We start from the raw sequence: 26,061 nt of genomic DNA on the forward strand, positions 1-26,061 counted from the left end.
TTATCTCCCCCAAGAGTCCACATCGACGGGGAGGTTTGGCACCTCGATGTCGGCTCATCGCATCCTGGGGCTGTAGTCGGTCCCAAGGGTTGGGCTGTTCGCCCATTAAAGCGGTACGCGAGCTGGGTTCAGAACGTCGTGAGACAGTTCGGTCCCTATCCGTCGTGGGCGTAGGAAATTTGAGAGGAGCTGTCCTTAGTACGAGAGGACCGGGATGGACGCACCGCTGGTGTACCAGTTGTTCTGCCAAGGGCATAGCTGGGTAGCTATGTGCGGAAGGGATAAGTGCTGAAAGCATCTAAGCATGAAGCCCCCCTCAAGATGAGATTTCCCATAGCGTAAGCTAGTAAGATCCCTGAAAGATGATCAGGTTGATAGGTTCGAGGTGGAAGCATGGTGACATGTGGAGCTGACGAATACTAATAGATCGAGGACTTAACCATATAATATGTAGCAAATGTTATCTAGTTTTGAAAGAATATAAAAAACTTGTTGACTTTCGAGGTCAAATGAGTTAAAATGATTCTTGTCTTAAATGAATACAGTCTGGTAATGATGGCAGAGAGGTCACACCCGTTCCCATACCGAACACGGAAGTTAAGCTCTCTAGCGCCGATGGTAGTTGGGACCTTGTCCCTGTGAGAGTAGGACGTTGCCAGGCAAAATGGAGGATTAGCTCAGCTGGGAGAGCACCTGCCTTACAAGCAGGGGGTCGGCGGTTCGATCCCGTCATCCTCCACCATATATGTCGGAGGGGTAGCGAAGTGGCTAAACGCGGCGGACTGTAAATCCGCTCCTTCGGGTTCGGCAGTTCGAATCTGCCCCCCTCCACCATTCTTAATTAATGGGCTATAGCCAAGCGGTAAGGCAACGGACTTTGACTCCGTCATGCGCTGGTTCGAATCCAGCTAGCCCAGCCATTAAGAGCCATTAGCTCAGTTGGTAGAGCATCTGACTTTTAATCAGAGGGTCGAAGGTTCGAGTCCTTCATGGCTCACCATTTTAATGAAATATGCGGGTGTGGCGGAATTGGCAGACGCACTAGACTTAGGATCTAGCGCCTTTGGCGTGGGGGTTCGACTCCCTTCACCCGCACTTTTAATAAAATAACTCATACATGTCTTGCGGAAGTAGTTCAGTGGTAGAATACAACCTTGCCAAGGTTGGGGTCGCGGGTTCGAATCCCGTCTTCCGCTCCAATTTTCAATATGACATGCCGGGGTGGCGGAACAGGCAGACGCACAGGACTTAAAATCCTGCGGTGGGTGACCACCGTGCGGGTTCGACCCCCGCCCTCGGCACCATATGCGCCCGTAGCTCAATTGGATAGAGCGTTTGACTACGGATCAAGAGGTTAGGGGTTCGACTCCTCTCGGGCGCGCTTTTATTAACGGGAAGTGGCTCAGCTTGGTAGAGCACCTGGTTTGGGACCAGGGGGTCGCAGGTTCAAATCCTGTCTTCCCGATATTCCCAAAAAACATGGGGCCTTAGCTCAGCTGGGAGAGCGCCTGCCTTGCACGCAGGAGGTCAGCGGTTCGATCCCGCTAGGCTCCACTTTATTTAATATATGTCTCGGAGGTATACCCAAGTTCGGCTGAAGGGATCGGTCTTGAAAACCGACAGGCGGTGAGAATCGCGCGGGGGTTCGAATCCCTCTACCTCCTCCATTTTTTCTTTAATGGTTTAGACATATAATAATAAAATATTTATTTTTTCCTTCATGGAGGTATACCCAAGTTCGGCTGAAGGGATCGGTCTTGAAAACCGACAGGCGGCGAGAGTCGCGCGGGGGTTCGAATCCCTCTACCTCCTCCATTTTTAAAACTTTATATTGTCGCGGGGTGGAGCAGCACGGTAGCTCGTCGGGCTCATAACCCGAAGGTCGCAGGTTCAAATCCTGTCCCCGCAACCAAATGGTCCCGTGGTGTAGTGGTTAACATGCCTGCCTGTCACGCAGGAGATCGCCGGTTCGACCCCGGTCGGGACCGCCATTTATGTTGGCTCGGTAGCTCAGTCGGTAGAGCAGAGGACTGAAAATCCTCGTGTCGGCGGTTCGATTCCGTCCCGAGCCACCATTTTTTTATGCCGGCTTAGCTCAATTGGTAGAGCAACTGACTTGTAATCAGTAGGTTGGGGGTTCAAGTCCTCTAGCCGGCATCATTTAGGGGCATAGTTTAAAGGTAGAACTGAGGTCTCCAAAACCTCCAGTGTGGGTTCGATTCCTACTGCCCCTGTAAAGTATATGGGCCTATAGCTCAGCTGGTTAGAGCGCACGCCTGATAAGCGTGAGGTCGATGGTTCGAGTCCATTTAGGCCCACCATATATTATTCCGCAGTAGCTCAGTGGTAGAGCTATCGGCTGTTAACCGATCGGTCGTAGGTTCGAGTCCTACCTGCGGAGCCATGGCCCGTTGGTCAAGTGGTTAAGACACCGCCCTTTCACGGCGGTAACACGGGTTCGAATCCCGTACGGGTCATACAAAAAAGAGTCAGCATTATGCTGGCTCTTTTTTATTTTGTTAATCCTTTTTATTACGTTACTTTCCAGAAATAAATAAAGGAATTTTGGAAAAGCTATGGTATGTATAAAAAGGAGGAAATCATAATGACACGAGTGAGAGACTTAATGAGTACCCATATTGTACATTGTACACCGCTAGACAATGTATATGAGGCAGCTGTAAAAATGAAGGAAGAATCGATTGGATTAATTCCTGTTGTTGAAAATGAGCAAGTTGTTGGGCTTGTTACTGATCGTGATTTAGTCGTTCGAGGGATTGCTGAAAAACATCCTGGATCTAATAAGATTACAAATGTAATGACAACAAATATTATCTCAGTTTCTCCAAATGATTCTATTGAAAAAGCTACAGAGCTAATGGCACAGCATCAAATTAGACGATTACCAGTAGTTGATAGTGGTCAACTTATTGGCATGTTAGCACTAGGAGATTTAGCTATAAGGGAATCAGCAGATGATCAAGCTGGATTTGCCTTGAGCGAAATCTCAGAGCGTACAGAGTAAATTGAAACTTTCATTAACCGAGAGTTTAATGGTCACTCATAAAGAGCTAAATTATATATAAATTTCAGATACATTATTCTAGTATATATGGATTAAACTAATATGTTAGCGTGATGTATCTGAGACATTATATAATAAGTATGTGGTTAATAATTTCGACATTTTTTTAAAATTTGTTATTCTTAATTTTTAATAAGAGAAAAGATGATATACTGATAGATATAAGTGTTATGAGAGATTTTGAATATAACAATATTAATTTTTAGTGGTGCGATAATAAATTAATATTTCCTACATAGATGAAAAGGGAAGGGGAATTATATGAAGGCTGTACAGGGCGATCCAAATTGGAATTTGGTTACAGATACATATATAGAACCAAATAATTTCGCTGAATTATTTTCTTTGCTTGTACCTTGTCACCCAAAAGGTGAGGGGAAAGAACGAACTATATTAGTATGGAAAGAGAAAGAATTTTATAAAGAAGAAAATTTAGCGGCATTTATCGTATATGGCATGAATAAAGCAAAGAAATTACCGCAGTTTCATAAAGATGAAATTCCAACTTTAGTGCGTATTCTTCGCTTATGCCAAGAGATTGGTTGGTATGAAGAGGCAAATGATTTTATGATAGCGCAAGGATTAGCTGAGTTTGTTCATACTTCATTGGAATATGAAACATGGGATCTTTTGACGCAATCAGTTGCTTTAAATTATTTAATTATTAAATATCGTATAGGTGAATTGACAGATAGGGATATTGAAATTTGGGATAGAGTTAAATTTAATGAGAAGTGTATAACCGATTGTAAACATTTATTATCTCATAAAGAAGTATTGGAATTTACATTCTTTTATATGTGCAAGAGAGCGAAATCATTATCAAAAGAGCAATTAAATAGTGATATGATGAGTTTAGCAATGTATTGTAATACTTTTGTATATGATTTGTATACACATGATTTATTACGGAAATATCGTAAGTGTACAGATTTCCTATCATATTATGGACCTAGTCAGGCAGTTTTAGCATGTCAAAGAGCTGTATTATCTCAAATTTCCGATCGCTTAGACCCATTAAAGACAACGCATGTAGATGATTATTTATATGTGATGAAAGAAATGATGGAGCATATGACGATAGGAGTAATGGATCGATATGGTCATTTTATTGGAAAGCTACTATCTTATGTGCCATTTTTCGAAATGATACAAGTTCCACAGCATGCATATTATTGTGAAGAATTACTGTATATTTGTAAGGGCATTGAATATAAAGAAGAAACACTACGCAATTATATATTTATACAATTACATGATTGTTTACCATCATTTTTTAGGCTATTTCTTAAAAATAAGCGTTACGCAACGATTCATGATATTCTTTTCTATTGGTGCGATGACGAACAACGAATGAGCTTAGAGAAAAAATATAATCTGAGCTTTATTTATGAAAAATATGCTTGTGGATAAACAATATTTTCGATATGAAAAATTAATATAAATTAAAAAGGATCTCCAGTTTATGTGAGATCCTTTTTTGTTAGTAAAACAAGGAGAAAGTGATTAAGACAAGAAACAACATTCCATATAGGAGGAGTTGTGCAGTATAACTTCCTTGTATACCAAAAAAAGTATTGGCTTTCTTATACAAATTCAATGTGTATTTTATTGGAGTATCTTTGAAAGATTGGTACACAGTGTCTCCTCTTTCTAAGCTTCTTGTTTTTGTTTTTGGTTATAAGGGACATTAATATATCTAGCTACAAATAATAAAACAGCCATAAAGAATACTGGAAATACAGTAGATAAATAAAAGCCATTACTAATTATATTTGTTATGAGAGCACTCAAAAGAAAAATAGCATTATAAATATGGGCAATTTTTTGTTTTAGTTGCACTTGAAATGATTCCATCATAATTTCTAATGCAACAAAAGCAATAATAATAGATAAAAATACAATGTTTGTATTGTAAATGATTAAACAACAGATTAAACCTAAAAAGGCTACGTATTCAATTATAAGAGGTATATTGCGTGGCATACAATTTACCTAACTAAATATGGCAGTGGATTTACTGCATTTGTTTTTTCAAAATTCCATTCTCCATTATGTAATTCAAAATGAAGATGTTGCCCGTATGAATGACCTGTGTTTCCCATATGACCTATTAATTGTCCAGTTTGTACTTGATCACCAGCTTGTACAGTGCGATCCTTCATATGAGCATAAACAGTTGTATATAATTTCCCATTGATTTGATGCGCAATGAAAACAACATTGCCATAGCTAGCTGAATAATAAGATTTCACAACTTTACCTGCAGCAGCAGCTTGGATAGAGACGTTTCCTGGAGCGGCAATATCTATACCATAATGCATTTGTTCCCAGCGTATATCAAAGGTTGAGCTAATTCTTCCTTGAGCGGGGAATTTGAAAGCAGCTGGAATTGATGAAGGCTGATCTGTTTTAGCTTGTGGTTGATTTTGTACTACATAGTGTTTTGCTACATATCCGTATCCTGTGCCAAAACGAATTTTATACCAAGTACCTACAGTTTCTACTACTTGTACTTGAGTACCGTTTTGTAATGAACCGAGTAGAGCGCTACTTGTACTAGCGGTGCTACGTACATTTAGATTAGGTGTTGCAACAGTATATTTTGTATTATTTTGAACGGTGATTCCTTTTACTAAGGGTTGTGAACCATTAGAGATGAATGCTTTTTGTACGTAACCTGTTTGGCCATTATGTGATATTTTATACCATTCGCCTTGATCTTCTTGAACGGTAATAAACTTACCATTTGGTAATACATCTAAAATGGAAGATTCTAAATTAGGTTCAGAGCGAACGTTTAATGCATTAGCATTAACGATGTATTGATCATTAGATTGAAGTTTGTTTTTTAGTAAAATAGCATCTTTTTGTACATAACCTACTTTATTATGAACAGATACTTTATACCAACCATTAGTTGTTTCAATGATGTTCACTTTTGTATTAAAGCGAATTGTATCAATTGATGTGCTTTTTACGTTATCTTCTGTATGTAATGCTACTTGATCGACTTTGACATACCCAGTTTTAATATTAGATAATTGTTCAGCGTTTGCTTTTTGTACATTTGTTTCACCCATAGAAGGAAGTAAAGAAGCAATCGCTACAGTAGTTGCTGTTAAAGCAGTAGCTTTCATATTCATGGAATAGAGACCTCCTCTAGTTGTATAGTTGTAATTTTATTATAGTATAAAGATATAATATAGTGGGGGTATTCACATAAATGTAATATGAAATCAATATAAAAATAAATTTTTTGAGGATAATGATTCCTTTTTATACAATTAATTGGGGTTTTATTTTCTAAAATAGAATGTATGTATTGTATAATTTTGATATTATGTTGATAATTAAGAAAATTAAAAAAGTTGATGATGTCTTATTAGGGTGTTATACTGACAGTGATAATTTTATAGTTTGCTAGGAGAGCTGGTGTTGCCAGCTGAGAGTAGGCCGTAAGCCTTTGATCCTTTTTATTACCTGATCTAGATTATGCTAGCGTAGGGAAGCAATTCGGACACTAACAATGAGTCCCCGTTTCTTTGCGTATAGAAACGGGGCTTTTTTATTTGAAAATTTCATATTGAAACCACTAGGGGTGCTTGACTTGCTGAGAGAGGAATAATCCTTAACCCTTACAACACCTGATCTAGGTAATACTAGCGAAGGGAAGTGGAACATCGAATAAATGTATAACTTTATTTGCTGTAACCACTTCTTATATATAGAAGTGGTTTTTTATTTAGATACATATATTGAAAGGGGATAGAGAAATGAAATTTTGCGATAGATTATTAGAAACTGTGCAACCGGTTTGGGAGATGAGTCATAATCATCCGTTTGTAGTGGGTATGGGAGATGGCACGTTAGAAAAAGATAAATTTCAGTATTATATTATTCAAGATTATTTATATCTGCTAGATTATGCAAAGTTATATGCGATTGGTGTTGTAAAAGCAACGAATCCACAAGTAATGGGAAAGTTCGCTGAACAAATTGATGGAATATTAAATGGCGAAATGACAATCCATAAACAATATGCAAAAAGACTTGGAATTTCTATAGAGGAGATAGAGTCTGCGAAACCATCTGCTAAAAATTTAGCTTATACAAATTACATGATGTCTGTATCTCAAAATGGCACACTTGCGGAATTAATAGCAGCGCTTCTTCCATGTATGTGGAGCTATTGGGAAATTGGAAAGCGTTTAAATGATATTCCTGGAGCAAGAGATCATGAGTTTTTTGGTGAGTGGATTCAAGGATATAGTTCGGAAGAATACGGTAATCTTTGTATTTGGTTAATAGATTTATTAAATGAAATGGCAGTTGGAAAGTCTGAGAAAGAACTAGAAAGATTAGAGGAGATCTTCTTATATTCCAGTCGATTTGAATATTTATTCTGGGATATGTCCTATCGTAAGGAGATGTGGGGATTTGAGGAGCAAGAACATACTACAGTTTCATAATGTTTCTTTTCATTACGATGAGAAACCAATCATCCATGAATTAAATGCTTCTATACATGAGAAAGAGTTTGTCAGTATTATCGGACCGAGTGGATGTGGAAAAAGTACTTTATTTCGCCTTATTACAGGTCTAGAAAAGGTAAGTACTGGACAGATAGAACTGACAGAAACAAAGAACCATCCTGTAGGATATATGCCGCAAAAAGATATGCTTTTGCCGTGGAGAACAATTATTGAGAATGCTGCCCTGCCGCTAGAGTGCCAAGGTGTACAGAAGAAAGAAGCAGAAGTAAAGGCAAAGGAACTGTTACATAAATTTGGTTTGCAAGGGTATGAGAAAAAATATCCGAAAGATTTATCTGGTGGTATGAGACAACGTGTATCTTTTATTCGAACTTTATTAACAGGCGGGGAGATATTGCTGTTAGATGAACCGTTTAGTGCGTTGGATGCTTTAACGAAGGCCTCTTTGCAAGAATGGTTGTTTGAACAATGGCAAGAGTGGGAAAAAACAATTTTATTCATTACTCATGATGTTGAAGAAGCGTTATTTCTTTCAAACAGAGTTTTAGTAGTGGAACAGCAGCCGATAACGACTTTGACTGAGCGGACTGTACCGCTTGATCATAACAGAACACGAAAAGATTTATATAAACCGGAAGTATTAGCGCTGAAAGATGAGCTTCTTAGTATGTTACAAAGGCAGGTACTTGTGTGATGAACCGATTGAAAGAATTAGTTCCTGCTATTACACTTTCTAGTATTTTACTAGCTGTGTGGGAAATAGGAGCAAGAATTGTAGATGAGATGTACATTTTACCGTCACCTTCTGCGATTTTAATGAAGATATGGAAACTAAAAGACATATTATTTACAGTTCATTTACCTGCAACGTTATACGTCGTTTTAATAGGTGTTGTTATCTCTATCGTATTAGGTGTAGGGCTAGCGATGTTAATGAATGCGAGTACATGGATGGAGAGAGCATTTTATCCATTATTAGTTGCTTCACAAACGATTCCGATTACTGCGCTTGCTCCGCTATTTGTTTTATGGTTTGGATATACAATTTGGAGTAAGGTTGTTGTCACAGTTTTAATTACGTTTTTCCCAATTGCGGTCAATACGTATGATGGACTGCGTAGTACGAAAAAAGAATGGGAGGAGCTCTTAGTTACATATGGAGCAACAAAAAGAGATATTTTTCTTAAATTAAAGTTGCCGTCTGCTCTTCCTTATTTTTTCTCAGCTTTAAAAATTGCAGTTCCGCTTAGTGTTATCGGAGCAGCAATTGGAGAATGGCTCGGTGCACAAGCTGGGCTTGGATATTTCAGTAAGAGAATGATGACGCAGTTAGATGGAGCTGGCGTATTTGCACCTATTGTATTGTTATCATTATTAGCTATTTTCTTCGTCGTAATTATTTCCATATTAGAAAAGAAATTCATTAGTTGGAGGAAGCATTCATGAAATTTTTAAAGCACATCTTTGTGTTTACATTATTAATTGCAATAATTGCAGGATGTTCGAGTAATTCAGCATCAGACAAAAGTAAAAAAGAGAAAGAAATAACAGTCATGTTAGATTGGTATCCAAATGCGGTACATAGCTTTATCTATGCAGCAATTGAAAAAGGATACTTTAAAGAAGAAGGTGTAAAGGTAAATATTAAATTCCCTTCTAATCCGACTGATCCATTAACGCTGGCAGCAGCAGGGAAGGTGACAGTTGGCTTGTATTATCAGCCAGATGTTGTTATGGCGAAAGCGAATGAGCAAATTCCAGTGAAATCAATTGGGGCTGTCGTACGTTCACCATTAAATCATGTTGTATCACTGAAATCAGCGGGCATTCAATCACCGAAAGATTTAGAAGGAAAAACAGTAGGATACTCTGGAACACCATTAAGTGAGATGTATTTAAAAACGATGGTAAAAGAAGCTGGTGGTAATCCTGATACAGTGAAAGTAGTAGATGTTGGCTTTGATTTAGTACCAGCATTAATTACGAAGAAAGTAGATGCGGTAACAGGGGCATACATTAACCATGAAGTACCTGTTATGCGTCATGAAGGCCATGAACCAGCGTACTTTAATCCAGCTGATTACGGAGTACCAAACTATCATGAGCTTGTGTTTGTAACAGGTGATAAAACGTTGAAAAAAGATAAAGAGGCGTTGCAAGCTTTCTTACGTGGTACGAAAAAAGGCTATGATTTCATGAAGAAAAACCCAGATGAAGCATTGAATATTTTATTAAATCATCAAGAAAAAGAAAACTTCCCACTTGTGCCAGAAGTTGAAAAGGAAAGTATGAAAATTTTATTAGAGAAGATGGAAACGAAAGATGAGCCATTCTTATCAGATTCAAAAGAATCTTGGGAGAAACAAAATAAGTGGCTGAAGGACAAAGGAATGACGAAAGAAACCGTCCCAGCCGATGAATTATTCGAAAATATTTTAAAGTAGGCGAATGAATATGAAAAATGAGCTCCACGTAATCTCAAATGGCCATATGCCATTCGAAGAGTTAGTGAATGTAGCGATGCAAATTGAGAGTGAGATTGATTATTTGCATATTCGTGAGCGTGAGAAGAGTACGAAGGAATTATATGAAGGTGTGGAAAGTCTATTAATGGAGGGCTTTCCAGCTTCTAAAATTGTCATAAACGATCGAATTGATATTGCAATTTTATTAAATATTCCTCGTGTTCAACTAGGATATCGAAGTACAGATGTAAAGTCAGTGAAAGAAAAGTTTTCGTATTTGCATGTCGGTTATTCTGTGCATTCGCTAGATGAAGCAATAGTAGCTTTTAAAAATGGAGCGGATTCACTCGTTTATGGCCATGTATTTCCGACAGATTGTAAAAAAGGTGTGCCAGCGAGAGGGCTTGAAGAAATTTCAGACATTGCAAGGTGTTTATCTATACCGATTACAGCAATTGGAGGAATTACCCCAGAAAACACAGTGGATGTTCTTACTAACGGTGTAAGCGGTATAGCAGTTATGTCTGGAATTGTAAGTAGTAGTAACCCGTATAGCAAAGCGAAATCTTATAAGGAATCAATAAGAAAGTGGGCGGAAAAACATGTGTGAGAAGTATGATGTAGCGATTATTGGTGGTGGTGTAATTGGTAGTTCAGTTGCACATTTTCTAGCAGAAAGAGGACATAAAGTAGCGATTGTGGAGAAGCAAAGTATTGCATCGGAAGCTTCAAAAGCAGCTGCTGGTTTACTTGGTGTTCAGGCAGAATGGGATGCGTATGATCCGCTATTTGAACTTGCTAGAGAAAGCCGAGCTATATTTCCACAACTTGCAGCAGTTTTACGTGAAAAGACGGGTGTTGATATTGGATATGAAGAAAAAGGAATTTATCGTATTGCTCAAAATGAAGATGAGAAGGAAAGAATTCTTCACATTATGGATTGGCAGCAGAAAACAGGTGAAGATTCTTATTTTCTAACGGGAGACCATGTGCGGGAAAAAGAGCCATATCTATCCGAATCTATTATAGGAGCAGTATATTATCCGAAAGACGGTCATGTTATTGCACCAGAGCTTACGAAAGCATTCGCACATTCTGCAGCGATTTCCGGTGCTGATATATATGAACAGACAGAAGTATTTGATATCCGTATTGAAAATAATAAAGTGACTGGAGTTATTACAAGTGAAGGTATTGTCACATGTGAGAAAGTCGTTATTGCAGGAGGTTCATGGAGCACGAAGTTACTCAGTTATTTTCACCGCGATTGGGGTACATATCCAGTTAAAGGAGAAGTGGTTGCGGTAAGAAGTAGAAAACAACTTTTAAAAGCACCTATTTTTCAAGAAAGATTTTACATTACTCCAAAGCGCGGTGGACGTTACGTAATTGGGGCAACAATGAAGCCACATACGTTCAATAAAACTGTGCAGCCAGAAAGTATAACTTCTATATTAGAGCGTGCTTATACAATATTGCCAGCTTTAAAAGAAGCAGAATGGGAAAGCACGTGGGCAGGATTAAGACCACAATCGAATCATGAAGCTCCTTATATGGGAGAGCATGAAGAAATAAAAGGTTTATATGCTTGCACGGGCCATTATCGAAACGGTATTTTATTAAGTCCTATTTCTGGCCAATATATGGCTGATTTAATAGAAGGAACGCAAGAGAATCATTTGCTAGATTCATTGCTTTCTAGAAGAGTTTAGAAAGGGGATGGAAGTTTGAATTTAAAAATTAATGGTAACCAAATTGAAGTGCCAGCGAGTGTAAAAACAGTAGCTGAGCTACTTACACATTTAGAGCTAGATAACAGAATTGTTGTAGTAGAGCGTAATAAAGATATTTTACAAAAAGATAATCATACAGATACATCTGTTTTTGATGGAGACCAAATTGAGATTGTAACTTTCGTAGGAGGCGGTTGATTATGTTAAACATTGGACCATTTTCATTTCATTCTAGACTTTTATTAGGAACAGGTAAATTCCCTGATTTTGACGTACAGCAAAAGGCAATTGACGTTTCTGAAGCTGAAATTTTAACGTTTGCAGTACGTCGTATGGATATCTTTGATGCAAAGCAACCTAATTTATTAGAGAAACTTGATGTGAAAAAATATACGTTATTACCAAATACAGCAGGAGCAAAAAACGCTGAAGAGGCTGTTCGTATTGCAAAATTAGCAAAAGCTTCTGGGCTTTGTGACATGATAAAGGTAGAAGTTATTGGTGATGATAGAACGTTATTACCTGATCCGGTAGAAACATTAAAGGCATCTGAAATGTTACTGGAAGAAGGATTTATCGTACTTCCGTATACATCTGATGATGTTGTATTAGCACGTAAATTACAAGAGCTTGGCGTGCATGCGATTATGCCAGGAGCATCTCCAATCGGATCAGGACTTGGTATTGTAAATCCATTAAATTTGAGCTTCATTATTGAACAAGCGACAGTACCAGTTATCGTTGATGCCGGTATTGGTAGCCCAGCTGATGCGGCATTTGCAATGGAATTAGGAGCAGATGGCGTGTTATTAAATACAGCTGTATCAGGAGCAAAAGATCCTATTAAAATGGCACAAGCAATGAAATTAAGTATTGAAGCAGGCCGTTTAGGATTTGAAGCAGGTCGCATTGCACGTAAGCGTTGTGCAACTGCAAGTAGTCCTTTAGAAGGAATGAGCGTAGTTGAATAATCGATATTCTCGCCAAGAACTATTTTCTCCAATTGGAGAAGAAGGACAGCAAAAGATAAGAGAAAAGCATGTGCTTATTATCGGTGCAGGTGCATTAGGTAGTGCAAATGCAGAGATGTTTGTAAGAGCAGGTGTTGGCAAGATAACAATTGTTGACCGTGATTATGTAGATTGGAGTAATTTACAAAGACAACAATTGTATGCAGAGAGCGACGTAAAGAATAATCTTCCAAAAGCTATAGCGGCTAAAAAACGTTTAGAAGAGATTAATAGTGATGTAACAATAGAAGCTCTCGTTCAAGATGTAACAGCTGAAGAGCTAGAAGAACTTGTTATAAATGTTGATGTAATTATTGATGCGACTGATAATTTCGAAACGCGCTTTATTGTAAATGATATATCACAAAAATATTCTATTCCATGGATTTACGGTGCATGTGTAGGTAGTTACGGTCTTTCTTACACAATCCTTCCTAGTAAAACACCATGTTTATCATGTTTATTACAGTCGATTCCGCTTGGCGGGGCAACATGTGATACAGCGGGTATTATATCACCTGCTGTATCTCTTGTCGTTTCTCATCAAGTAACAGAAGCTCTTAAACTGTTAGTAGAAGATTACGAATCACTTCGAGATGGGCTTGTATCGTTTGATATGTGGAAGAATGAGTATTCATGTATGAATGTGCAAAAACTTCGCCAGCATAATTGTCCTTCATGCGGAGAGAATGCATTATATCCGTATTTAAATAAAGAAAACACATCAAAAACAGCAGTTTTATGCGGGCGAAATACAGTTCAAATTAGACCACCTCATAAAGATGAAATGAATTTTGAACAATATAAAGAGTTGTTGGAAGGTCGTGTAAATGATTTAAATATAAATCCATATTTACTATCATTTTCTGTTGAAGACAAGAGGTTAGTAGCCTTTAAAGATGGCCGTGTGCTCGTACATGGAACGAAAGATATAAGCGAAGCAAAAACAATTTATCATCGCTATTTTGGATAGAAAAGGATGAGTGGGATGAAAGTGAATAAAGCTTTAACAATTGCAGGGTCTGATAGCGGCGGCGGTGCTGGAATTCAGGCAGATTTAAAAACATTCCAAGAGCTTGGTGTATACGGAATGACGGCTATTACGGCAATTACTGCTCAAAACACGCTTGGCGTTCAAGGGGTATATCCTGTTCCGTTAGAAGGTATTACAGAACAGCTGAATTCAATTGGTACGGATTTAACACCAGATGCAGTGAAACTAGGAATGTTATTTAGTAGTGAAATAATTCAAATTGTTGCAGAACAAATTAAAAAATTTGGCTGGAATAATATTGTGCTAGATCCCGTTATGATCGCAAAAGGCGGTGCATCATTATTACAGCAAGAAGCAGTTCATGCATTAAAAGAATATTTATTACCAGTAGCAACCGTTATAACACCGAATGTTCCAGAAGCAGAAGTGTTAACTGGGGTGGAGATTCATAATGTTGAAGATAGTAAGGAAGCTGCAAAAGTATTGCACGAATTAGGTGCTAAATATGTGCTTATGAAGGGCGGACATGCAGAATATCAAGGTAATGAAGTAATTGATTTCCTCTTTGATGGAGAAGAATTTATTGAGTTTAGAAGCGAGCGAATTCCTTCAAAGCAAACGCACGGAAGTGGGTGCACATTTGCTTCAGCGGTTACAGCAGGACTTGCGAAAGGATACTCAATTGAAGATGCTGTTCAAGAAGCAAAACGATTTATTAGTATAGCAATTGAAGAGCCATTGAATATTGGTAGTGGTCATGGACCAACGAATCATTTTGCGTATAAAGTGAATAGAACGCGTGTATAGATAAGTGAAAAGCCAGTTTTATAACTGGCTTTTTTTCTGTTTACTTTTTCAAAATACAGGAGTAATATATCAGCCAGAATATATTTTTTTGTAAACGCTGAGTCCAATTATATGGAGCGGAGGAACCAATTTGTGCAGTGTCACTAGGGGTGAATCTTTCAAATTTGAAAGTAGGGCTACTCTCAAAGCCCGAATCCGACAGCTAACTTCGTAAGCGTCTTGAGAGAGGACGGTGCCATGATGGATACATCACTTCATCGATCTGATTAGTATAGGGGAATATCAATCTATGTTTGATTTCTTTTATACTAAGGAGGATGAGGTACATGGAACTAACACTTATTTGTGTTGGAGAAGAAAGTAAGGTAAATAGTTTAAGAGATCTAGTTGCATTTCAACATGAGTTAGTTATTTTTACAGCAAATGAAGAGGTAGCGGCTGAAGTTAGGAATTGTGGGTTTGATTGGACTTATAGTTGTAGTAAGGAGCAGGATTTTACTAGTATTTGTGAGTGTATTAAGAAGGTCATTTTACTAGGGGATGAGCTTCCAATCGTTAGTTTCTTCACAGAACACATTCGTTTTTCTTTTCAAGCACCTATTACTGTTGTTACAAGGAATAAACGATATCCAGCGAGGCTCTATGAAACCATTGGAGCTAAGTTTGTCGTGTTTACAAATTGTGATAATATTTCTTTTTTATTTTTTGAATAGGGCGGGGGAAGAAATGATGAAGGTACTATTACTTGGAGATATAGCAAATCGTTGGGCAGTATCGGTAGAGCGAGTTCAAGAATTGGTCCAGATTGATCCCCTTTTTCCAGGGCCATATATTATATTACCATCAAAAGATGCTTTGTATTTAGAGATGGATATTACCGAGTATGAGCAGCTACATGCAGAATTGACACAAGTTTATATTCGTGGGAGAAATTTACGTGCATTTTTACGAGGAGAATAAAGGTTGAATAAAAAAGAGCGAATGCTGAGTGCAACAAGCTATGCACTTCATGTCATTCGCTCTTTTTATTTCATATTTAAAAGGTCATTTTTAAGAAAAGAAAAGAGAAATAAAGAAAATAGATGAAATAACAGTAATAATCTTCAATGTAAGCGTTTAAATGAATGTAAATATTATTATTTTCAGTAATTTACCCCTTTACAAGTGAAATATAGAGGAGTATATTTACTCTCATAAATCATTCATAAAATTTCCAAAAAAACCTAAAATCGCTGAGTTCCAGAAATGGAGCGGGGGAACCAATTTTGTGCATCGTCACTTGGGGTGAATCTTTCAGTTTTGAAAGTAGGGCTACTCTTTAGGCCCGAATCCGACAGCTAACCTCGTAAGCGTTTAGAGAGGAGGTTTACTTTTTGTTGTTCATTTTTTGAACACTGAGTAGAGCTCAGTGTTCTTTTTCAATATTTAAATGGTAAATTTTAACAAAAAGAGAGGGATAGTTATGTTAGATGTTGTAATGGTCGGGATTTTTATTTTATTAGTTGCATCGATGGCAAGTCTTGCAAGTTGGTCAGATAAAGTTGTGAAAGAAGGAAAGCAATCATGATGATTGTCTTATCGGTTATTGTCGCAGCAATTACAGTGTATTTAGTGTATGCATTATTAAATCCAGAGAAGTTTTAATTAGGGGGAATCATTCATTATGATTTGGGTTGCAGTCATTATTACAATGCTCTTGTTTATTTTAGTAGCAAAGCCAACGGGGATTTATTTAGAAAAAGCTTTTCAAGGTAGCAAAACGTTAGATAAAGTATTCGGGCCTTTTGAAAAACTTATTTTTAAAATTACGGGTGTAAAAGCATACAATCAAACGTGGAAACAGTACGCATTATCATTAGTTTTATTAAATGGATTTATGATCGTTGTCGTATACTTCATTTTCAGATTACAAGGTGTGCTGCCACTAAATCCAGCGCATATTGAAGGGATGGAGCCTACGCTCGCTTTTAATACAGCAATTAGTTTTATGGCTGATACAAACTTACAGCATTATAGCGGTGAAAATGGTTTATCTTATTTATCACAATTAATCGGAATTACATTTTTAATGTTTGCGGCACCAGCAACGACATTAGCGCTCGTTATGGCTTTTATAAGAGGACTTGCTGGAAAAGAACTTGGTAACTTTTTCGTTGATTTTACGAGAGCGTTAACGAGAGTGTTTCTTCCTATTGCATTTATTGCGGCACTAGTTTTTGTCGCACTTGGCGTACCACAAACGTTAGATGGGGCGGTTACAGCACAAACGATTGAAGGTGCAAAGCAAAGTATTTTACGTGGACCTGTTGCATCATTCGTTTCCATTAAGGAACTTGGAAATAACGGCGGTGGATTTTTCGGAGCAAACTCTACGCATCCTTTCGAAAATCCAGGACAAATGAGTAATATTTTGCAAATGATGCTTATGATGTTATTACCAACAGCACTTCCATTTACGTACGGACGAATGGTCGGAAATAAAAAACAAGGCCGCATCCTTTTCGTGTCACTATTTATGGTATTTTTACTAGGGTTTATAACGATTACGACATCTGAACTAAACGGGAACCCGGCATTAAATGGAATGGGTATCGAACATGTACAAGGAAGTACAGAAGGGAAAGAAGTACGATTTGGAACAGTATTTTCTTCACTATACGCAACGGTAACGACAGCTGCTGAAACAGGCGCTGTTAATACGATGCATGATACGTTAACACCAATTGGCGGTTTAGTTCCGCTTGTAAATATGATGTTAAATACTGTGTATGGCGGCGTTGGAGCAGGTTTTGTAAACATTATTATGTATGCAATTATCGCGGTGTTTATATCTGGGTTAATGGTTGGACGGACACCAGAGTTTTTAGGTAAAAAGATTGAAGGTAAGGAAATGAAATTAATCGCGGTCACGATTTTATTTCATCCATTGCTCATTTTAGGATTTTCGGCATTAGCTCTTTCAACAAATTTAGGGACGGATGCTATTTCTCATTCCGGTTTCCACGGTTTGACGCAAGTGGTATATGAATATACATCGTCAGCTGCGAATAACGGATCTGGATTTGAAGGATTAGGAGATAATACACCGTTTTGGAATATTACGACTGGTTTAGTTATGTTTTTAGGACGTTACTTCAGTTTAATTACGATGCTAGCTGTGGCAGCTTCATTGAAAGAAAAAACGGTAGTGCCAGAAACAGTCGGAACGTTCCGTACAGATAATAGTTTATTTGGTGGCATCTTCATCGGAACAATTGTAATTGTCGGTGCATTAACATTCTTCCCGATGTTAGTACTCGGTCCAATTGCAGAATTTCTTACATTGAAGTAATGGAGGGTAAATGATGAGACCGGTAGTAGTAAAAGAAAAACAATTAAATGAGTCACAAATACATGCTGTAGAAGATGAAGTTAGACAAGCGAAAACGATGGATCGTGATATCGTAACACATGCGATGAAGCAATCCGTTGCGAAATTGAATCCGAAAGTCATGATAAAGAATCCGATTATGTTCGTTGTGGAAATTGGATTTATCATTACGTTCATTTTATCTTTTCTTCCAAGCAGTTCTAGTAGTATACCAGGATGGTTTAATATAACAGTTTCTCTCATTCTATTATTTACAGTTTTATTTGCGAATTTTGCAGAAGCATTAGCAGAAGGTCGTGGTAAAGCGCAAGCCGATTCTTTAAAGCAGTCGAAGAAAGATGTGTTTGCAAATGTAGTAAAAGAAAATGGAGACATTGTCCAAGTTTCAGCAACTGATCTTAGAAAAGGTGACGTTGTTATCGTAAAACAAGGAGAAATGATTCCAAGTGATGGCGAAGTAATCAAAGGATTAGCATCTGTAGATGAATCTGCAATTACAGGTGAATCAGCTCCTGTTATAAAAGAAGCAGGCGGTGATTTTTGTTCCGTAACAGGTGGAACGATGGTCGTAAGTGATGAAATTACAATTGTCATTACGAGTAATCCTGGTGAATCATTTATCGATAAAATGATTTCTTTAGTAGAAGGAGCTGCTCGTCAAAAAACGCCGAATGAGATTGCTTTAAATACAGTATTAACGAGCTTAACTCTTATTTTCTTAATCGTCGTTGTGACGTTGCCGATTTTTACAAATTATTTAGGTTTTCAAATTGATACTGCTGTACTTGTAGCGTTGTTAGTATGTTTAATTCCAACGACAATTGGTGGTTTGCTATCAGCGATTGGTATTGCGGGGATGGATCGGGTGACAAAATTTAACGTGCTAGCGATGTCAGGGAAAGCAGTAGAAGCTGCGGGCGATATTAATACAATTATTTTAGATAAAACAGGTACAATTACTTTTGGGAACCGAATGGCTCATACATTATTGCCTGTAGGAAATGAAACGATTGAGCAAGTTGGAAAGTGGGCCGCTATTAGTTCTGTTTTAGATGAAACACCAGAAGGTCGATCTGTTATCGAGTATGTGCAGGGAAAATCTATATCATATAATAGAGAACTTGCAGAACAAGGTGAGTTTGTTCCGTTTAAAGCAGAAACGAGAATGAGTGGTGTTGATTTACAAGACGGAACGAAAGTGAGAAAAGGTGCTGTAGGTGCCGTTATTGAATGGGTTGAGTCACAAGGCGGAACAATTCCGAAAGATGTAAATCAAAAAGCAGACTTAATTTCAAAAGAGGGCGGAACACCACTTGTAGTTGCAGTAGATAATCGTATTTACGGTTTAATTTATTTAAAGGATACAGTAAAACCGGGTATGCGTGAGCGTTTTGAACAGTTACGCCAAATGGGGATTAAAACGGTTATGTGTACAGGTGATAATCCGTTAACAGCAGCAACCATTGCAAAAGAAGCTGGAGTAGATGAATTCGTTGCCGAGTGTAAACCGGAAGATAAAATTGCTGTCATTAAAGCAGAGCAAGATAAAGGGAAACTTGTAGCGATGACAGGTGATGGTACAAATGATGCTCCAGCATTAGCACAGGCGGACGTTGGATTAGCGATGAACAGTGGTACGACAGCAGCGAAAGAAGCGGCAAACATGATTGATCTAGACTCAAATCCAACGAAAATTATTGAGGTTGTAGGAATCGGTAAGCAATTGTTAATGACGCGAGGTGCTTTAACGACGTTTAGTATTGCGAATGATATAGCAAAATATTTTGCAATCATTCCAGCAATGTTTACACTTGCGATTCCGCAAATGGAGGCATTGAACATTATGAAATTAACATCACCACTGTCAGCGATTTTATCAGCATTAATATTTAACGCTGTTATTATTCCATTACTCATTCCGTTAGCGATGAAAGGTATTGCATATAAACCGATGAGTTCTAATGCATTGCTTAGCCGAAACTTACTTATTTATGGGCTTGGCGGAGTTATCGTTCCGTTCATTGGAATTAAGTTAATTGATATGATTATCGGCTTGTTTATATAAGGAAGAGGGGAAAAAGATGGAGAAGAAACAAAGTATACTATCACCAATTATCCGTATTACTTTTACATTTCTAGTGTTGTGCGGACTTGTATACCCGCTTATTGTTACTGGTATTGCACAAGCCGTGATGAAGGATAATGCGGATGGAAGTCTAATATATAATGATAAAAATGAAGTGATTGGTTCTAAATTAATCGGGCAAAACTTCACGGATCCACGTTATTTTCAAGGGCGTGTTTCTAGTATTGAATATAAGGCTGAAGCATCTGGTTCAAATAACTATGCACCATCTAATCCAGATTTAGAGAAACGAGTAGAGAAAAGTATTGAAGAGTGGAAGAAACAAAATCCGAGAGTTCCAGTAACAGAAGTACCGATAGATTTAGTGACAAATTCAGGTTCAGGGCTTGATCCTGATATTAGTCCAAAGGCGGCCTCGGTGCAGGTGGATCGCATTTCGAAATTAACGAATATTCCGAAAGAAAAACTTAATCAATTGATTAAAGATCAAACAGAAGGTGCTGCACTTGGTTTATTTGGAGAAGATCGAGTGAATGTCTTAAAGCTAAATTTAGCATTACAAAAATTAATGAAATAGTAACAGTGCTACCTCAATCTAACGGATTGAGGTAGCGTTGTTTCGAATGAAAGGTAGTGTTTATTTTGTATGCGGATGATTATGAACCGAAGTTTCAAAGGCGAACGCCAGAGGAATATTTAGAATATATTCGGCAACAAAATCGGGGAAAGTTAAAGTTATATGTAGGAGCAGCTCCAGGCGTAGGAAAAAGTTATAAAATGCTCTTTGATGCAAGGGAAATGAAAAAAGATGGAATTGATATTGTAATTGGTTTGATTGAAACGCATGGAAGAAAAGAGACGGAAGAAGCAATTGCTGATTTAGAAAAAGTTCCTTTGAAAGAAATACAGTATAAAGGAAAGGTATTTTATGAGCTTGATGTGGAAGGAATAAAAAAACGCGCGCCTCAAGTAGTCGTAGTGGATGAACTTGCGCATAGTAATGTTCCTGGTTCTAAACATAAGAAACGTTATATGGATGTGCAGGAATTGTTAGAGGCTGGTATATCGGTATTATCAGCTTTTAATATTCAACATTTAGAAAGTGTTCATGATATTGTAGCTCAAATTACGAATGTAAAAGTAAGAGAACGAATTCCAGATTTTATTTTACAAAAAGCAAATGAAATTCAGCTCGTTGATGCAACACCGGAAGTACTTCGGAAGAGGTTAATAGACGGAAAGATATATAAAGAAGAAAAAATTCAGCAAAGCTTACAAAATTTCTTTACGCTTAATAATTTAGGAGCACTTAGGGAATTATCGCTTCGTGAAGTCGCTGACGATATGGACGAAAAGATTAGTCAAACAGTGATAGAACCAATCGGAGTGAAAGAAAAAATTCTCGTTTGTGTACAATACAGTTCAACAGCGGAGAAATTAATAAGACGGGGATGGCGCATGGCTGATCGGTTAAACGCTGAATTGTACGTATTAAACGTTGAGAGGGAAAATATAGATTCTATTTCAGCTGGAAAAAAGCAGACGATTGAAGAGTGGAAGTTGCTAACGAATCAATTTGATGCAAGTTTTGTATTAGAAGAAGCAAAGGGAAGAAAGCCAGCAGATGTTATTATTGAAGTGGCAAAAAGATTACAGGTGACGCAAATTTTACTTGGACAATCGGCTAGAACAAGGTGGGAAGAAATACGAAAAGGCTCTATTGTAAATGAAATTATGAGACAAACAAAGTATATTGATATTCATATTGTTGCGGATCAAAGAGGATAAATAGAGCCGACCTTTTTGGGGGCTCTATTTTGCTTTTTGTACAGAATGAAAACTTAGCATTTTCATTGTATATAAGATTACAAGTAAAAACATAATTGCGCCTAGGAAGAAAATCCAAAAGTAATTTTGGTTAAATAAAAGAAATCCACCTATAAGTGGCCCTGTGCCCATACCAAGATAGCGGATGAAGTTGTACATACCGATAGCTGTTGCGCGTTCTTGTACGAATTCTTCTGTTAATAAAGTAGTGTGAGTTGGCATAGAAAGTCCCATACTAAAACCGTACAAAGATGTAACGATAATGATGAATGGGATATTGATGTTATATGTGAAAGAGAATAAAACGACACATATAATATTGAAGAAACTCGTAATAAATAAAGCTTGCTTTGTTGTGAGGCGTTTTTGCAAAAACTTGTAGCAAAAACTTCCTAGCATGATAGAAAGAGACATTGGTACAAACATAAGACCAATTTTATTTACAGTTAAATGAAATGAATTTGTTAAAATACTCGGTAAAAAAACGAGAAAGCAAAAGTAAATACAAAATTGAATGAAGCCAATAAGAGTAATAGAAAATCCAGTTTTATTTTTTAAGATAAGAGAGTAATTCTTTTGTGCTTTAGATTGTTTAATTATATTTGGCTTTGTTTCTGGGAGTAGTGAAATGTTTATAATTAATAAGATAATGCCAAGTGTAGATAAAAAGAGAAATACAGATAAGTGACCATTTATACTGCCAAGATAACCACCTATGAGAGGAGCCATTGCAGGTGCGAGGGCAAGTAACATTTGGTATAGGCTCATCGCTTCTCCGCGTTCTTTTCCTTCAAATAAATCGCCGATAATCGTTGCTGAAACTACAGGTATAGCCGCTATTCCTATAGCTTGAACAGCTCTAAAAAAGAGAAATAAATAAATGTTTGCCGAAAAAGCACATCCGATTGAACCAATTGTACTAATGACTAAACTAGGGATAAGGACAGATTTTCTCCCTTTTGTATCAATTAAAGGTCCATATACGAGCTGCATAATTGCAAGAACGAATGTGAAAAGTGAAACTGTTACATTTACAAGATAAAGAGAAGTGTGAAAAGAATTTTGAATCATCGGTAAGATAGGTGTGTAAATATTTTGAGCGAAGGAACCGAGTAAGGCACTAATACAGACAACATATAAAATGAAAGTTAGTTTAGATTTTTTCATCTTGTTAACCTCCTTGTATTTTAGTTTCCTTGGAAACTAAATTTATTTTAACATGATTTTCTCACTTGTAAAGATGAAAAAATAATTTTAAAATGGTATATAGTTAAATTGTTTCTTTGGAAACTTAGGAGGCGAACGGATTGAAGTATACAAGGAAGCAAATGGAAATACTGTCGGACATTCGTACACTTTTGCATAAAAAAGAAGAACATTTAAAACGACAAAACGAGAAGTTTCTTCGTGAGACAGGTGTAAGTAGTATGTCTTTATCTGAGTTACATGTAATCGAATGTATCGGAAAAAATGGTTTGATGAATGTAACGGCAATTACGACAGAAATGGGCATGACGAAGGGAGCAATCTCTAAAATTTGTACAAAGTTGTTTCAAAAGCAATTCGTTGAGAAGCTGCAAATGTTAGATAATCAAAAAGAAATCTTCTTCAGCTTAACGGAGAGTGGGAATGAAATATATAAAGCTCATGAAAAATTGCATAAGCAAGCTGAAGAAAAGTGGTTGTTACTTTTAGATGGATATACGAAAGAAGAGCAAGACTTTATTCAAAGGTTTATAAAGGATGTCTCCGGTCATTTGGAAATATAATTGGAAGAAAAAACTCCTTTTTCTCAAGTCTTTTAAATATAATTTCTGAAAGAACTCATATATAATAGAAAAAGATACTTAACATGGTGAATAATTAAAGAGTCAATATATATAGAGGAGAGAGTAACATGCTTGAAAATACGGGGTTAGTATTAGAAGGCGGCGGTATGCGTGGTGTATACACGGGCGGGATATTAGAATACTTTATGGAACAAGATTTATATTTTCCATATGTAATCGGTGTATCAGCTGGTGCTTGTCATGCAGCGTCGTATCTTTCCAGACAAAGAAATAGAAATAAAACGGTCAATATTGATTATGCATCACATCCGAAATATTTATCGTATAAAAACTTATGGAGAAAACGTCAGCTATTTGATATGGATTTCATTTTCCACGAAATTCCAGAAAAGCATGTGCCGTTTGATTTTGAAACATACTTTAATAGCCCGGAACGTTTCCTTGTAGGAACGACGGATTGTGAAACAGGGCAATCTGTTTATTTTGAAAAAGAAGGAACGAATGATGATGCGCTAAATTTATTACAAGCGTCTAGTTCATTGCCTTTCATTGCACCAGTAGTAAATTACCGCGGTAAACAACTGTTAGATGGTGGGATTTCTGATCCAATTCCAGTTCGTAAAGCACAGGAAGATGGATTTAAAAAATCAGTCGTAATTTTAACGAGAAATCATGGTTACACAAAGAAAAAATCAAGATTTGGGTGGATTGCTGCGAAAGCTTATAAAAAATATCCGAACCTTGTTAACACGATGCTGAATCGTTATGAAGTGTATAATGAAACACTTCACTATATTGAAAAAGAAGAACAAGCTGGCAATTTATTTGTTATTCGCCCAGAAGTGCCGCTTCAAGTAGATCGTATGGAAAAAGATACAGCAAAACTACAAAATTTATACGAGCAAGGCTATGAAGATGCAAAGAGGCAATTTGCAGATTTGCAGGCGTTCTTGCAAAAATAATAATTAGGCTGTGGAGATGGAGTTCTCTGCAGTCTTTTTATATTGCTTTTAAAAAAGGAAAATAGAGCATCGAATTTCGATGCTCTACTTTTTATGTATAAAAAAATCCCTCTTTATGAGAGATTTTAATGTGGTAAGAATATCAATTGATAAGCAAACAAAATTCCAAATACATATACAAGTGGGTGAACAGCACGGAATTTACCTTTTGCCACTTTCATAAGTGGGTATGAAATAAATCCAAGTGCGATACCTGTTGCGATACTTGATGTAAGTGGCATGCTTAAGATTACTAAGAATGCTGGGAATGCTTCATCAAATGCGTCCCAATCGATGTGGCGAACTGAACCCATCATAAGACTACCAACGATAATTAATGATGGTGCAGTAATAGCTGATACACCAGAAACAGCACTTACTAATGGGCCGAAGAATGCTGCTAGTGCGAATAGAACCGCTACTGTAACAGTTGTTAAACCAGTACGACCACCAGCTGCAACACCAGCAGATGATTCAATGTAAGCTGTTGATGGTGTCGTTCCGAACATAGAACCAATAGTTGCTGAGAATGAGTCAGATAGAAGAGCTCGTCCTGCTTTTGGAAGCTTTCCGTCTTTCATAAATCCACCTTGTTGTGCAACGCCAAGTAATGTACCTGTTGTATCGAATAGTGTAACAAGGAAGAATGAGAATACAACGCCGTATAATCCGTAGTTAATTACGTCAGATACAGCAGTAATTGGATTTGAAACGATAATTCCTTCTGGTAAACCAGGCATTGATGTAACACCGTTTGAGAATGATAATTGTCCCGTGAAGAAAGCGATAATACCAGTTAATAGCATCCCGATAAATAGTGCGCCATTTACATTTAAAGACATAAGGACAATTGTAATTCCAAGTCCAGCTAATGCTAGTAGTACTGGAGCAGAGTGAAGATCACCAAGTCCAACTAAGTTTGCATCATTTTTTGTAACGATACCTGTTAAACGTAAACCGATAAAGGCGATAAATAGCCCGATACCAGCAGTAATTGCATGTTTTAAGTTTTCAGGAATTGCTTCCATTAATTTTGTACGGAAAGATGTAAATGATAGCAAAATTAAAATCATACCTGCTACGAATACAGCAGAGAATGCAATTGCGAAAGTCATGCCTTCATGCGCTTTTACAACAGAGTAAGAGAAGTAAGCATTTAATCCCATACCTGGCGCGATTGCGATTGGTAAGTTTGTAAAGATTGCCATAAATAATGTTCCGACAACAGCAGCGATAATTGTTGCTGTAAATGCTTGTTCAAATGGAACACCTGCATCTCCAAGGATAACAGGGTTTACGACAATGATATATGCCATTGTTAAGAAGGTAATAATACCTGCCATAATTTCAGTTTTAATAGAAGTTTTATGTTTTGAAAGGTTAAACATATAAACATC

27 protein-coding genes, 20 tRNA genes, 2 rRNA genes and 4 riboswitches (1 of these 53 cut by a window edge) are annotated in these 26,061 nt (G+C 37.3%); of the genes, 45 read left to right on the top strand and 4 right to left on the bottom strand.

Features of this window, described 5'->3' with window-relative positions; translation table 11 throughout:
* The 24 genes from ACTL4X_RS03750 to ACTL4X_RS03865 form a co-directional block, all read left to right on the top strand.
* A 23S ribosomal RNA gene (locus ACTL4X_RS03750) occupies positions 1 to 443 on the top strand (it extends 2,479 nt beyond the left edge of the window).
* Between the two features lie 102 nt (positions 444 to 545).
* A 5S ribosomal RNA gene (gene rrf, locus ACTL4X_RS03755) occupies positions 546 to 661 on the top strand.
* Positions 662 to 666: 5 nt separating this feature from the next.
* Positions 667 to 742: transfer RNA gene (locus tag ACTL4X_RS03760), tRNA-Val, on the top strand.
* 8 nt (positions 743 to 750) lie between these two features.
* Positions 751 to 834, top strand: a tRNA-Tyr gene (locus tag ACTL4X_RS03765).
* 11 nt (positions 835 to 845) lie between these two features.
* Positions 846 to 920: transfer RNA gene (locus tag ACTL4X_RS03770), tRNA-Gln, on the top strand.
* 4 nt (positions 921 to 924) lie between these two features.
* Positions 925 to 1,000: transfer RNA gene (locus tag ACTL4X_RS03775), tRNA-Lys, on the top strand.
* 14 nt (positions 1,001 to 1,014) lie between these two features.
* Positions 1,015 to 1,095: transfer RNA gene (locus ACTL4X_RS03780), tRNA-Leu, on the top strand.
* Positions 1,096 to 1,124: 29 nt separating this feature from the next.
* A tRNA-Gly gene (locus tag ACTL4X_RS03785) sits at positions 1,125 to 1,199 on the top strand.
* Positions 1,200 to 1,215: 16 nt separating this feature from the next.
* Positions 1,216 to 1,304 (top strand) — tRNA-Leu (locus tag ACTL4X_RS03790).
* 3 nt (positions 1,305 to 1,307) lie between these two features.
* Positions 1,308 to 1,381: transfer RNA gene (locus ACTL4X_RS03795), tRNA-Arg, on the top strand.
* Between the two features lie 10 nt (positions 1,382 to 1,391).
* Positions 1,392 to 1,465: transfer RNA gene (locus ACTL4X_RS03800), tRNA-Pro, on the top strand.
* Positions 1,466 to 1,481: 16 nt separating this feature from the next.
* Positions 1,482 to 1,554, top strand: a tRNA-Ala gene (locus ACTL4X_RS03805).
* Positions 1,555 to 1,574: 20 nt separating this feature from the next.
* A tRNA-Ser gene (locus tag ACTL4X_RS03810) sits at positions 1,575 to 1,667 on the top strand.
* 55 nt (positions 1,668 to 1,722) lie between these two features.
* Positions 1,723 to 1,815: transfer RNA gene (locus tag ACTL4X_RS03815), tRNA-Ser, on the top strand.
* A gap of 20 nt (positions 1,816 to 1,835) precedes the next feature.
* A tRNA-Met gene (locus tag ACTL4X_RS03820) sits at positions 1,836 to 1,912 on the top strand.
* Between the two features lie 3 nt (positions 1,913 to 1,915).
* Positions 1,916 to 1,991, top strand: a tRNA-Asp gene (locus ACTL4X_RS03825).
* Between the two features lie 8 nt (positions 1,992 to 1,999).
* A tRNA-Phe gene (locus ACTL4X_RS03830) sits at positions 2,000 to 2,075 on the top strand.
* Positions 2,076 to 2,084: 9 nt separating this feature from the next.
* A tRNA-Thr gene (locus ACTL4X_RS03835) sits at positions 2,085 to 2,157 on the top strand.
* A 6-nt stretch (positions 2,158 to 2,163) separates the two neighbouring features.
* Positions 2,164 to 2,234: transfer RNA gene (locus ACTL4X_RS03840), tRNA-Trp, on the top strand.
* 10 nt (positions 2,235 to 2,244) lie between these two features.
* Positions 2,245 to 2,321 (top strand) — tRNA-Ile (locus ACTL4X_RS03845).
* Between the two features lie 8 nt (positions 2,322 to 2,329).
* Positions 2,330 to 2,404, top strand: a tRNA-Asn gene (locus ACTL4X_RS03850).
* A 1-nt stretch (position 2,405) separates the two neighbouring features.
* Positions 2,406 to 2,477 (top strand) — tRNA-Glu (locus ACTL4X_RS03855).
* A gap of 128 nt (positions 2,478 to 2,605) precedes the next feature.
* Positions 2,606 to 3,025, top strand: coding sequence for a CBS domain-containing protein (locus tag ACTL4X_RS03860; RefSeq protein ID WP_000199006.1), 420 nt, complete (start codon positions 2,606 to 2,608; stop codon positions 3,023 to 3,025).
* 321 nt (positions 3,026 to 3,346) lie between these two features.
* Entirely contained in the window at positions 3,347 to 4,498 is a 1,152-nt protein-coding gene (locus tag ACTL4X_RS03865; protein ID WP_000648912.1) for a DUF3965 domain-containing protein, read from the top strand.
* A 240-nt stretch (positions 4,499 to 4,738) separates the two neighbouring features.
* Here the strand turns inward: ACTL4X_RS03865 and ACTL4X_RS03870 are convergent, their stop codons facing one another.
* Together ACTL4X_RS03870 and ACTL4X_RS03875 are read right to left on the bottom strand one after the other, a co-directional pair.
* Positions 4,739 to 5,071 carry a hypothetical protein gene (locus ACTL4X_RS03870; RefSeq protein WP_001137823.1) on the bottom strand — a complete coding sequence of 111 codons (333 nt, stop codon included), beginning with the start codon at positions 5,069 to 5,071 and terminating at the stop codon, positions 4,739 to 4,741.
* Positions 5,072 to 5,076: 5 nt separating this feature from the next.
* Positions 5,077 to 6,231: an SH3 domain-containing protein gene (locus tag ACTL4X_RS03875; RefSeq protein ID WP_001056030.1), complete on the bottom strand. Its 1,155-nt coding sequence runs from the start codon at positions 6,229 to 6,231 to the stop codon at positions 5,077 to 5,079.
* Positions 6,232 to 6,500: 269 nt separating this feature from the next.
* A riboswitch (TPP riboswitch) is annotated at positions 6,501 to 6,612 on the top strand.
* Between the two features lie 60 nt (positions 6,613 to 6,672).
* A riboswitch (TPP riboswitch) is annotated at positions 6,673 to 6,776 on the top strand.
* 85 nt (positions 6,777 to 6,861) lie between these two features.
* On the opposite strand from ACTL4X_RS03875, the gene tenA reads away from it, so the two are divergent.
* The 19 genes from tenA to kdpDN all read left to right on the top strand — a co-directional run bounded on the left by tenA (position 6,862) and on the right by kdpDN (position 21,834).
* Positions 6,862 to 7,557, top strand: coding sequence for a thiaminase II (gene tenA / locus ACTL4X_RS03880; RefSeq protein WP_000666827.1), 696 nt, complete (start codon positions 6,862 to 6,864; stop codon positions 7,555 to 7,557).
* Complete coding sequence (locus ACTL4X_RS03885; RefSeq protein ID WP_001256795.1) at positions 7,526 to 8,275, top strand: ABC transporter ATP-binding protein; 750 nt, start codon at positions 7,526 to 7,528, stop codon at positions 8,273 to 8,275. Before tenA ends, ACTL4X_RS03885 begins: the two co-directional genes overlap by 32 nt.
* Positions 8,275 to 9,027: an ABC transporter permease gene (locus ACTL4X_RS03890; RefSeq protein WP_001080853.1), complete on the top strand. Its 753-nt coding sequence runs from the start codon at positions 8,275 to 8,277 to the stop codon at positions 9,025 to 9,027. The genes ACTL4X_RS03885 and ACTL4X_RS03890 overlap by 1 nt, the downstream gene beginning before the upstream one ends.
* Complete coding sequence (locus ACTL4X_RS03895) at positions 9,024 to 10,025, top strand: ABC transporter substrate-binding protein (RefSeq protein ID WP_000670347.1); 1,002 nt, start codon at positions 9,024 to 9,026, stop codon at positions 10,023 to 10,025. Before ACTL4X_RS03890 ends, ACTL4X_RS03895 begins: the two co-directional genes overlap by 4 nt.
* A gap of 10 nt (positions 10,026 to 10,035) precedes the next feature.
* Complete coding sequence (gene tenI, locus ACTL4X_RS03900) at positions 10,036 to 10,656, top strand: thiazole tautomerase TenI (RefSeq protein WP_000787170.1); 621 nt, start codon at positions 10,036 to 10,038, stop codon at positions 10,654 to 10,656.
* The gene (gene thiO, locus ACTL4X_RS03905) at positions 10,649 to 11,758 is read left to right on the top strand and encodes a glycine oxidase ThiO (RefSeq protein ID WP_071740629.1); all 1,110 of its coding nucleotides are present in this window, start codon (positions 10,649 to 10,651) and stop codon (positions 11,756 to 11,758) included. Before tenI ends, thiO begins: the two co-directional genes overlap by 8 nt.
* 15 nt (positions 11,759 to 11,773) lie before the next feature.
* Positions 11,774 to 11,977 (top strand): sulfur carrier protein ThiS, encoded by a 204-nt coding sequence (gene thiS / locus ACTL4X_RS03910; protein WP_071740630.1) that lies wholly within the window; start codon positions 11,774 to 11,776, stop codon positions 11,975 to 11,977.
* A 2-nt stretch (positions 11,978 to 11,979) separates the two neighbouring features.
* Positions 11,980 to 12,750: a thiazole synthase gene (thiG, locus tag ACTL4X_RS03915; RefSeq protein WP_000931981.1), complete on the top strand. Its 771-nt coding sequence runs from the start codon at positions 11,980 to 11,982 to the stop codon at positions 12,748 to 12,750.
* Positions 12,743 to 13,762 (top strand): thiazole biosynthesis adenylyltransferase ThiF, encoded by a 1,020-nt coding sequence (gene thiF, locus ACTL4X_RS03920; RefSeq protein ID WP_001065417.1) that lies wholly within the window; start codon positions 12,743 to 12,745, stop codon positions 13,760 to 13,762. The genes thiG and thiF overlap by 8 nt, the downstream gene beginning before the upstream one ends.
* A gap of 15 nt (positions 13,763 to 13,777) precedes the next feature.
* Positions 13,778 to 14,590 carry a bifunctional hydroxymethylpyrimidine kinase/phosphomethylpyrimidine kinase gene (gene thiD / locus ACTL4X_RS03925; protein ID WP_000867372.1) on the top strand — a complete coding sequence of 271 codons (813 nt, stop codon included), beginning with the start codon at positions 13,778 to 13,780 and terminating at the stop codon, positions 14,588 to 14,590.
* A gap of 85 nt (positions 14,591 to 14,675) precedes the next feature.
* Positions 14,676 to 14,823: riboswitch (cyclic di-AMP (ydaO/yuaA leader) on the top strand.
* A gap of 93 nt (positions 14,824 to 14,916) precedes the next feature.
* Positions 14,917 to 15,303: a hypothetical protein gene (locus tag ACTL4X_RS03930; RefSeq protein WP_000424087.1), complete on the top strand. Its 387-nt coding sequence runs from the start codon at positions 14,917 to 14,919 to the stop codon at positions 15,301 to 15,303.
* 13 nt (positions 15,304 to 15,316) lie between these two features.
* Positions 15,317 to 15,550: a hypothetical protein gene (locus ACTL4X_RS03935; protein WP_002025339.1), complete on the top strand. Its 234-nt coding sequence runs from the start codon at positions 15,317 to 15,319 to the stop codon at positions 15,548 to 15,550.
* A 3-nt stretch (positions 15,551 to 15,553) separates the two neighbouring features.
* Positions 15,554 to 15,676 (top strand): hypothetical protein, encoded by a 123-nt coding sequence (locus ACTL4X_RS03940; protein ID WP_001034421.1) that lies wholly within the window; start codon positions 15,554 to 15,556, stop codon positions 15,674 to 15,676.
* 134 nt (positions 15,677 to 15,810) lie between these two features.
* Positions 15,811 to 15,956: riboswitch (cyclic di-AMP (ydaO/yuaA leader) on the top strand.
* 96 nt (positions 15,957 to 16,052) lie between these two features.
* Positions 16,053 to 16,157, top strand: a complete 105-nt coding sequence (locus tag ACTL4X_RS03945; RefSeq protein WP_000887894.1) for a SipW-dependent-type signal peptide-containing protein — start codon at positions 16,053 to 16,055, stop codon at positions 16,155 to 16,157.
* Positions 16,157 to 16,234, top strand: coding sequence for a K(+)-transporting ATPase subunit F (gene kdpF / locus ACTL4X_RS03950; RefSeq protein WP_223153441.1), 78 nt, complete (start codon positions 16,157 to 16,159; stop codon positions 16,232 to 16,234). The genes ACTL4X_RS03945 and kdpF overlap by 1 nt, the downstream gene beginning before the upstream one ends.
* A gap of 19 nt (positions 16,235 to 16,253) precedes the next feature.
* Positions 16,254 to 17,921 (top strand): potassium-transporting ATPase subunit KdpA, encoded by a 1,668-nt coding sequence (gene kdpA / locus ACTL4X_RS03955; RefSeq protein ID WP_000638330.1) that lies wholly within the window; start codon positions 16,254 to 16,256, stop codon positions 17,919 to 17,921.
* Positions 17,922 to 17,934: 13 nt separating this feature from the next.
* Positions 17,935 to 20,025 (top strand): potassium-transporting ATPase subunit KdpB, encoded by a 2,091-nt coding sequence (gene kdpB, locus ACTL4X_RS03960; protein WP_071740631.1) that lies wholly within the window; start codon positions 17,935 to 17,937, stop codon positions 20,023 to 20,025.
* A 16-nt stretch (positions 20,026 to 20,041) separates the two neighbouring features.
* The gene (kdpC, locus tag ACTL4X_RS03965) at positions 20,042 to 20,623 is read left to right on the top strand and encodes a K(+)-transporting ATPase subunit C (protein WP_000412604.1); all 582 of its coding nucleotides are present in this window, start codon (positions 20,042 to 20,044) and stop codon (positions 20,621 to 20,623) included.
* A gap of 56 nt (positions 20,624 to 20,679) precedes the next feature.
* Positions 20,680 to 21,834, top strand: a complete 1,155-nt coding sequence (kdpDN, locus tag ACTL4X_RS03970) for a KdpD-like non-kinase potassium sensor (RefSeq protein WP_003269552.1) — start codon at positions 20,680 to 20,682, stop codon at positions 21,832 to 21,834.
* A gap of 24 nt (positions 21,835 to 21,858) precedes the next feature.
* Here kdpDN and ACTL4X_RS03975 read toward each other — a convergent pair whose 3' ends face one another.
* Positions 21,859 to 23,040 carry an MFS transporter gene (locus tag ACTL4X_RS03975; RefSeq protein ID WP_000748727.1) on the bottom strand — a complete coding sequence of 394 codons (1,182 nt, stop codon included), beginning with the start codon at positions 23,038 to 23,040 and terminating at the stop codon, positions 21,859 to 21,861.
* 140 nt (positions 23,041 to 23,180) lie between these two features.
* On the opposite strand from ACTL4X_RS03975, the gene ACTL4X_RS03980 reads away from it, so the two are divergent.
* Positions 23,181 to 23,642 (top strand): MarR family transcriptional regulator, encoded by a 462-nt coding sequence (locus ACTL4X_RS03980; RefSeq protein WP_071740632.1) that lies wholly within the window; start codon positions 23,181 to 23,183, stop codon positions 23,640 to 23,642.
* A 128-nt stretch (positions 23,643 to 23,770) separates the two neighbouring features.
* A complete protein-coding gene (locus ACTL4X_RS03985; RefSeq protein ID WP_441394984.1) occupies positions 23,771 to 24,625 on the top strand; it encodes a patatin-like phospholipase family protein in 855 nt (284 codons plus the stop codon).
* A 125-nt stretch (positions 24,626 to 24,750) separates the two neighbouring features.
* Here ACTL4X_RS03985 and ACTL4X_RS03990 read toward each other — a convergent pair whose 3' ends face one another.
* Positions 24,751 to 26,052, bottom strand: coding sequence for an NCS2 family permease (locus tag ACTL4X_RS03990; protein WP_000482713.1), 1,302 nt, complete (start codon positions 26,050 to 26,052; stop codon positions 24,751 to 24,753).
* Between the last annotated feature and the right edge of the window lie 9 nt (positions 26,053 to 26,061).

Source organism: Bacillus sp. RE35 (assembly GCF_052146655.1).
Taxonomy (GTDB): Bacteria; Bacillota; Bacilli; order Bacillales; family Bacillaceae_G; genus Bacillus_A; species Bacillus_A cereus.

Bases quoted from the DNA above. Each gene is read 5' to 3' on its own strand.
- ACTL4X_RS03875 (WP_001056030.1), bottom strand. From the start codon at position 6,231: ATGAATATGAAAGCTACTGCTTTAACAGCAACTACTGTAGCGATTGCT.
- tenA (WP_000666827.1), top strand. From the start codon at position 6,862: ATGAAATTTTGCGATAGATTATTAGAAACTGTGCAACCGGTTTGGGAG.
- ACTL4X_RS03930 (WP_000424087.1), top strand. From the start codon at position 14,917: ATGGAACTAACACTTATTTGTGTTGGAGAAGAAAGTAAGGTAAATAGT.
- kdpC (WP_000412604.1), top strand. From the start codon at position 20,042: ATGGAGAAGAAACAAAGTATACTATCACCAATTATCCGTATTACTTTT.
- ACTL4X_RS03860 (WP_000199006.1), top strand. From the start codon at position 2,606: ATGACACGAGTGAGAGACTTAATGAGTACCCATATTGTACATTGTACA.
- tenI (WP_000787170.1), top strand. From the start codon at position 10,036: ATGAAAAATGAGCTCCACGTAATCTCAAATGGCCATATGCCATTCGAA.
- thiO (WP_071740629.1), top strand. From the start codon at position 10,649: ATGTGTGAGAAGTATGATGTAGCGATTATTGGTGGTGGTGTAATTGGT.
- ACTL4X_RS03985 (WP_441394984.1), top strand. From the start codon at position 23,771: ATGCTTGAAAATACGGGGTTAGTATTAGAAGGCGGCGGTATGCGTGGT.
- ACTL4X_RS03975 (WP_000748727.1), bottom strand. From the start codon at position 23,040: ATGAAAAAATCTAAACTAACTTTCATTTTATATGTTGTCTGTATTAGT.
- ACTL4X_RS03865 (WP_000648912.1), top strand. From the start codon at position 3,347: ATGAAGGCTGTACAGGGCGATCCAAATTGGAATTTGGTTACAGATACA.
- ACTL4X_RS03990 (WP_000482713.1), bottom strand. From the start codon at position 26,052: ATGTTTAACCTTTCAAAACATAAAACTTCTATTAAAACTGAAATTATG.
- ACTL4X_RS03895 (WP_000670347.1), top strand. From the start codon at position 9,024: ATGAAATTTTTAAAGCACATCTTTGTGTTTACATTATTAATTGCAATA.
- kdpB (WP_071740631.1), top strand. From the start codon at position 17,935: ATGAGACCGGTAGTAGTAAAAGAAAAACAATTAAATGAGTCACAAATA.
- ACTL4X_RS03945 (WP_000887894.1), top strand. From the start codon at position 16,053: ATGTTAGATGTTGTAATGGTCGGGATTTTTATTTTATTAGTTGCATCG.
- ACTL4X_RS03935 (WP_002025339.1), top strand. From the start codon at position 15,317: ATGATGAAGGTACTATTACTTGGAGATATAGCAAATCGTTGGGCAGTA.
- ACTL4X_RS03870 (WP_001137823.1), bottom strand. From the start codon at position 5,071: ATGCCACGCAATATACCTCTTATAATTGAATACGTAGCCTTTTTAGGT.
- kdpA (WP_000638330.1), top strand. From the start codon at position 16,254: ATGATTTGGGTTGCAGTCATTATTACAATGCTCTTGTTTATTTTAGTA.
- ACTL4X_RS03890 (WP_001080853.1), top strand. From the start codon at position 8,275: ATGAACCGATTGAAAGAATTAGTTCCTGCTATTACACTTTCTAGTATT.
- thiD (WP_000867372.1), top strand. From the start codon at position 13,778: ATGAAAGTGAATAAAGCTTTAACAATTGCAGGGTCTGATAGCGGCGGC.
- kdpF (WP_223153441.1), top strand. From the start codon at position 16,157: ATGATTGTCTTATCGGTTATTGTCGCAGCAATTACAGTGTATTTAGTG.
- thiG (WP_000931981.1), top strand. From the start codon at position 11,980: ATGTTAAACATTGGACCATTTTCATTTCATTCTAGACTTTTATTAGGA.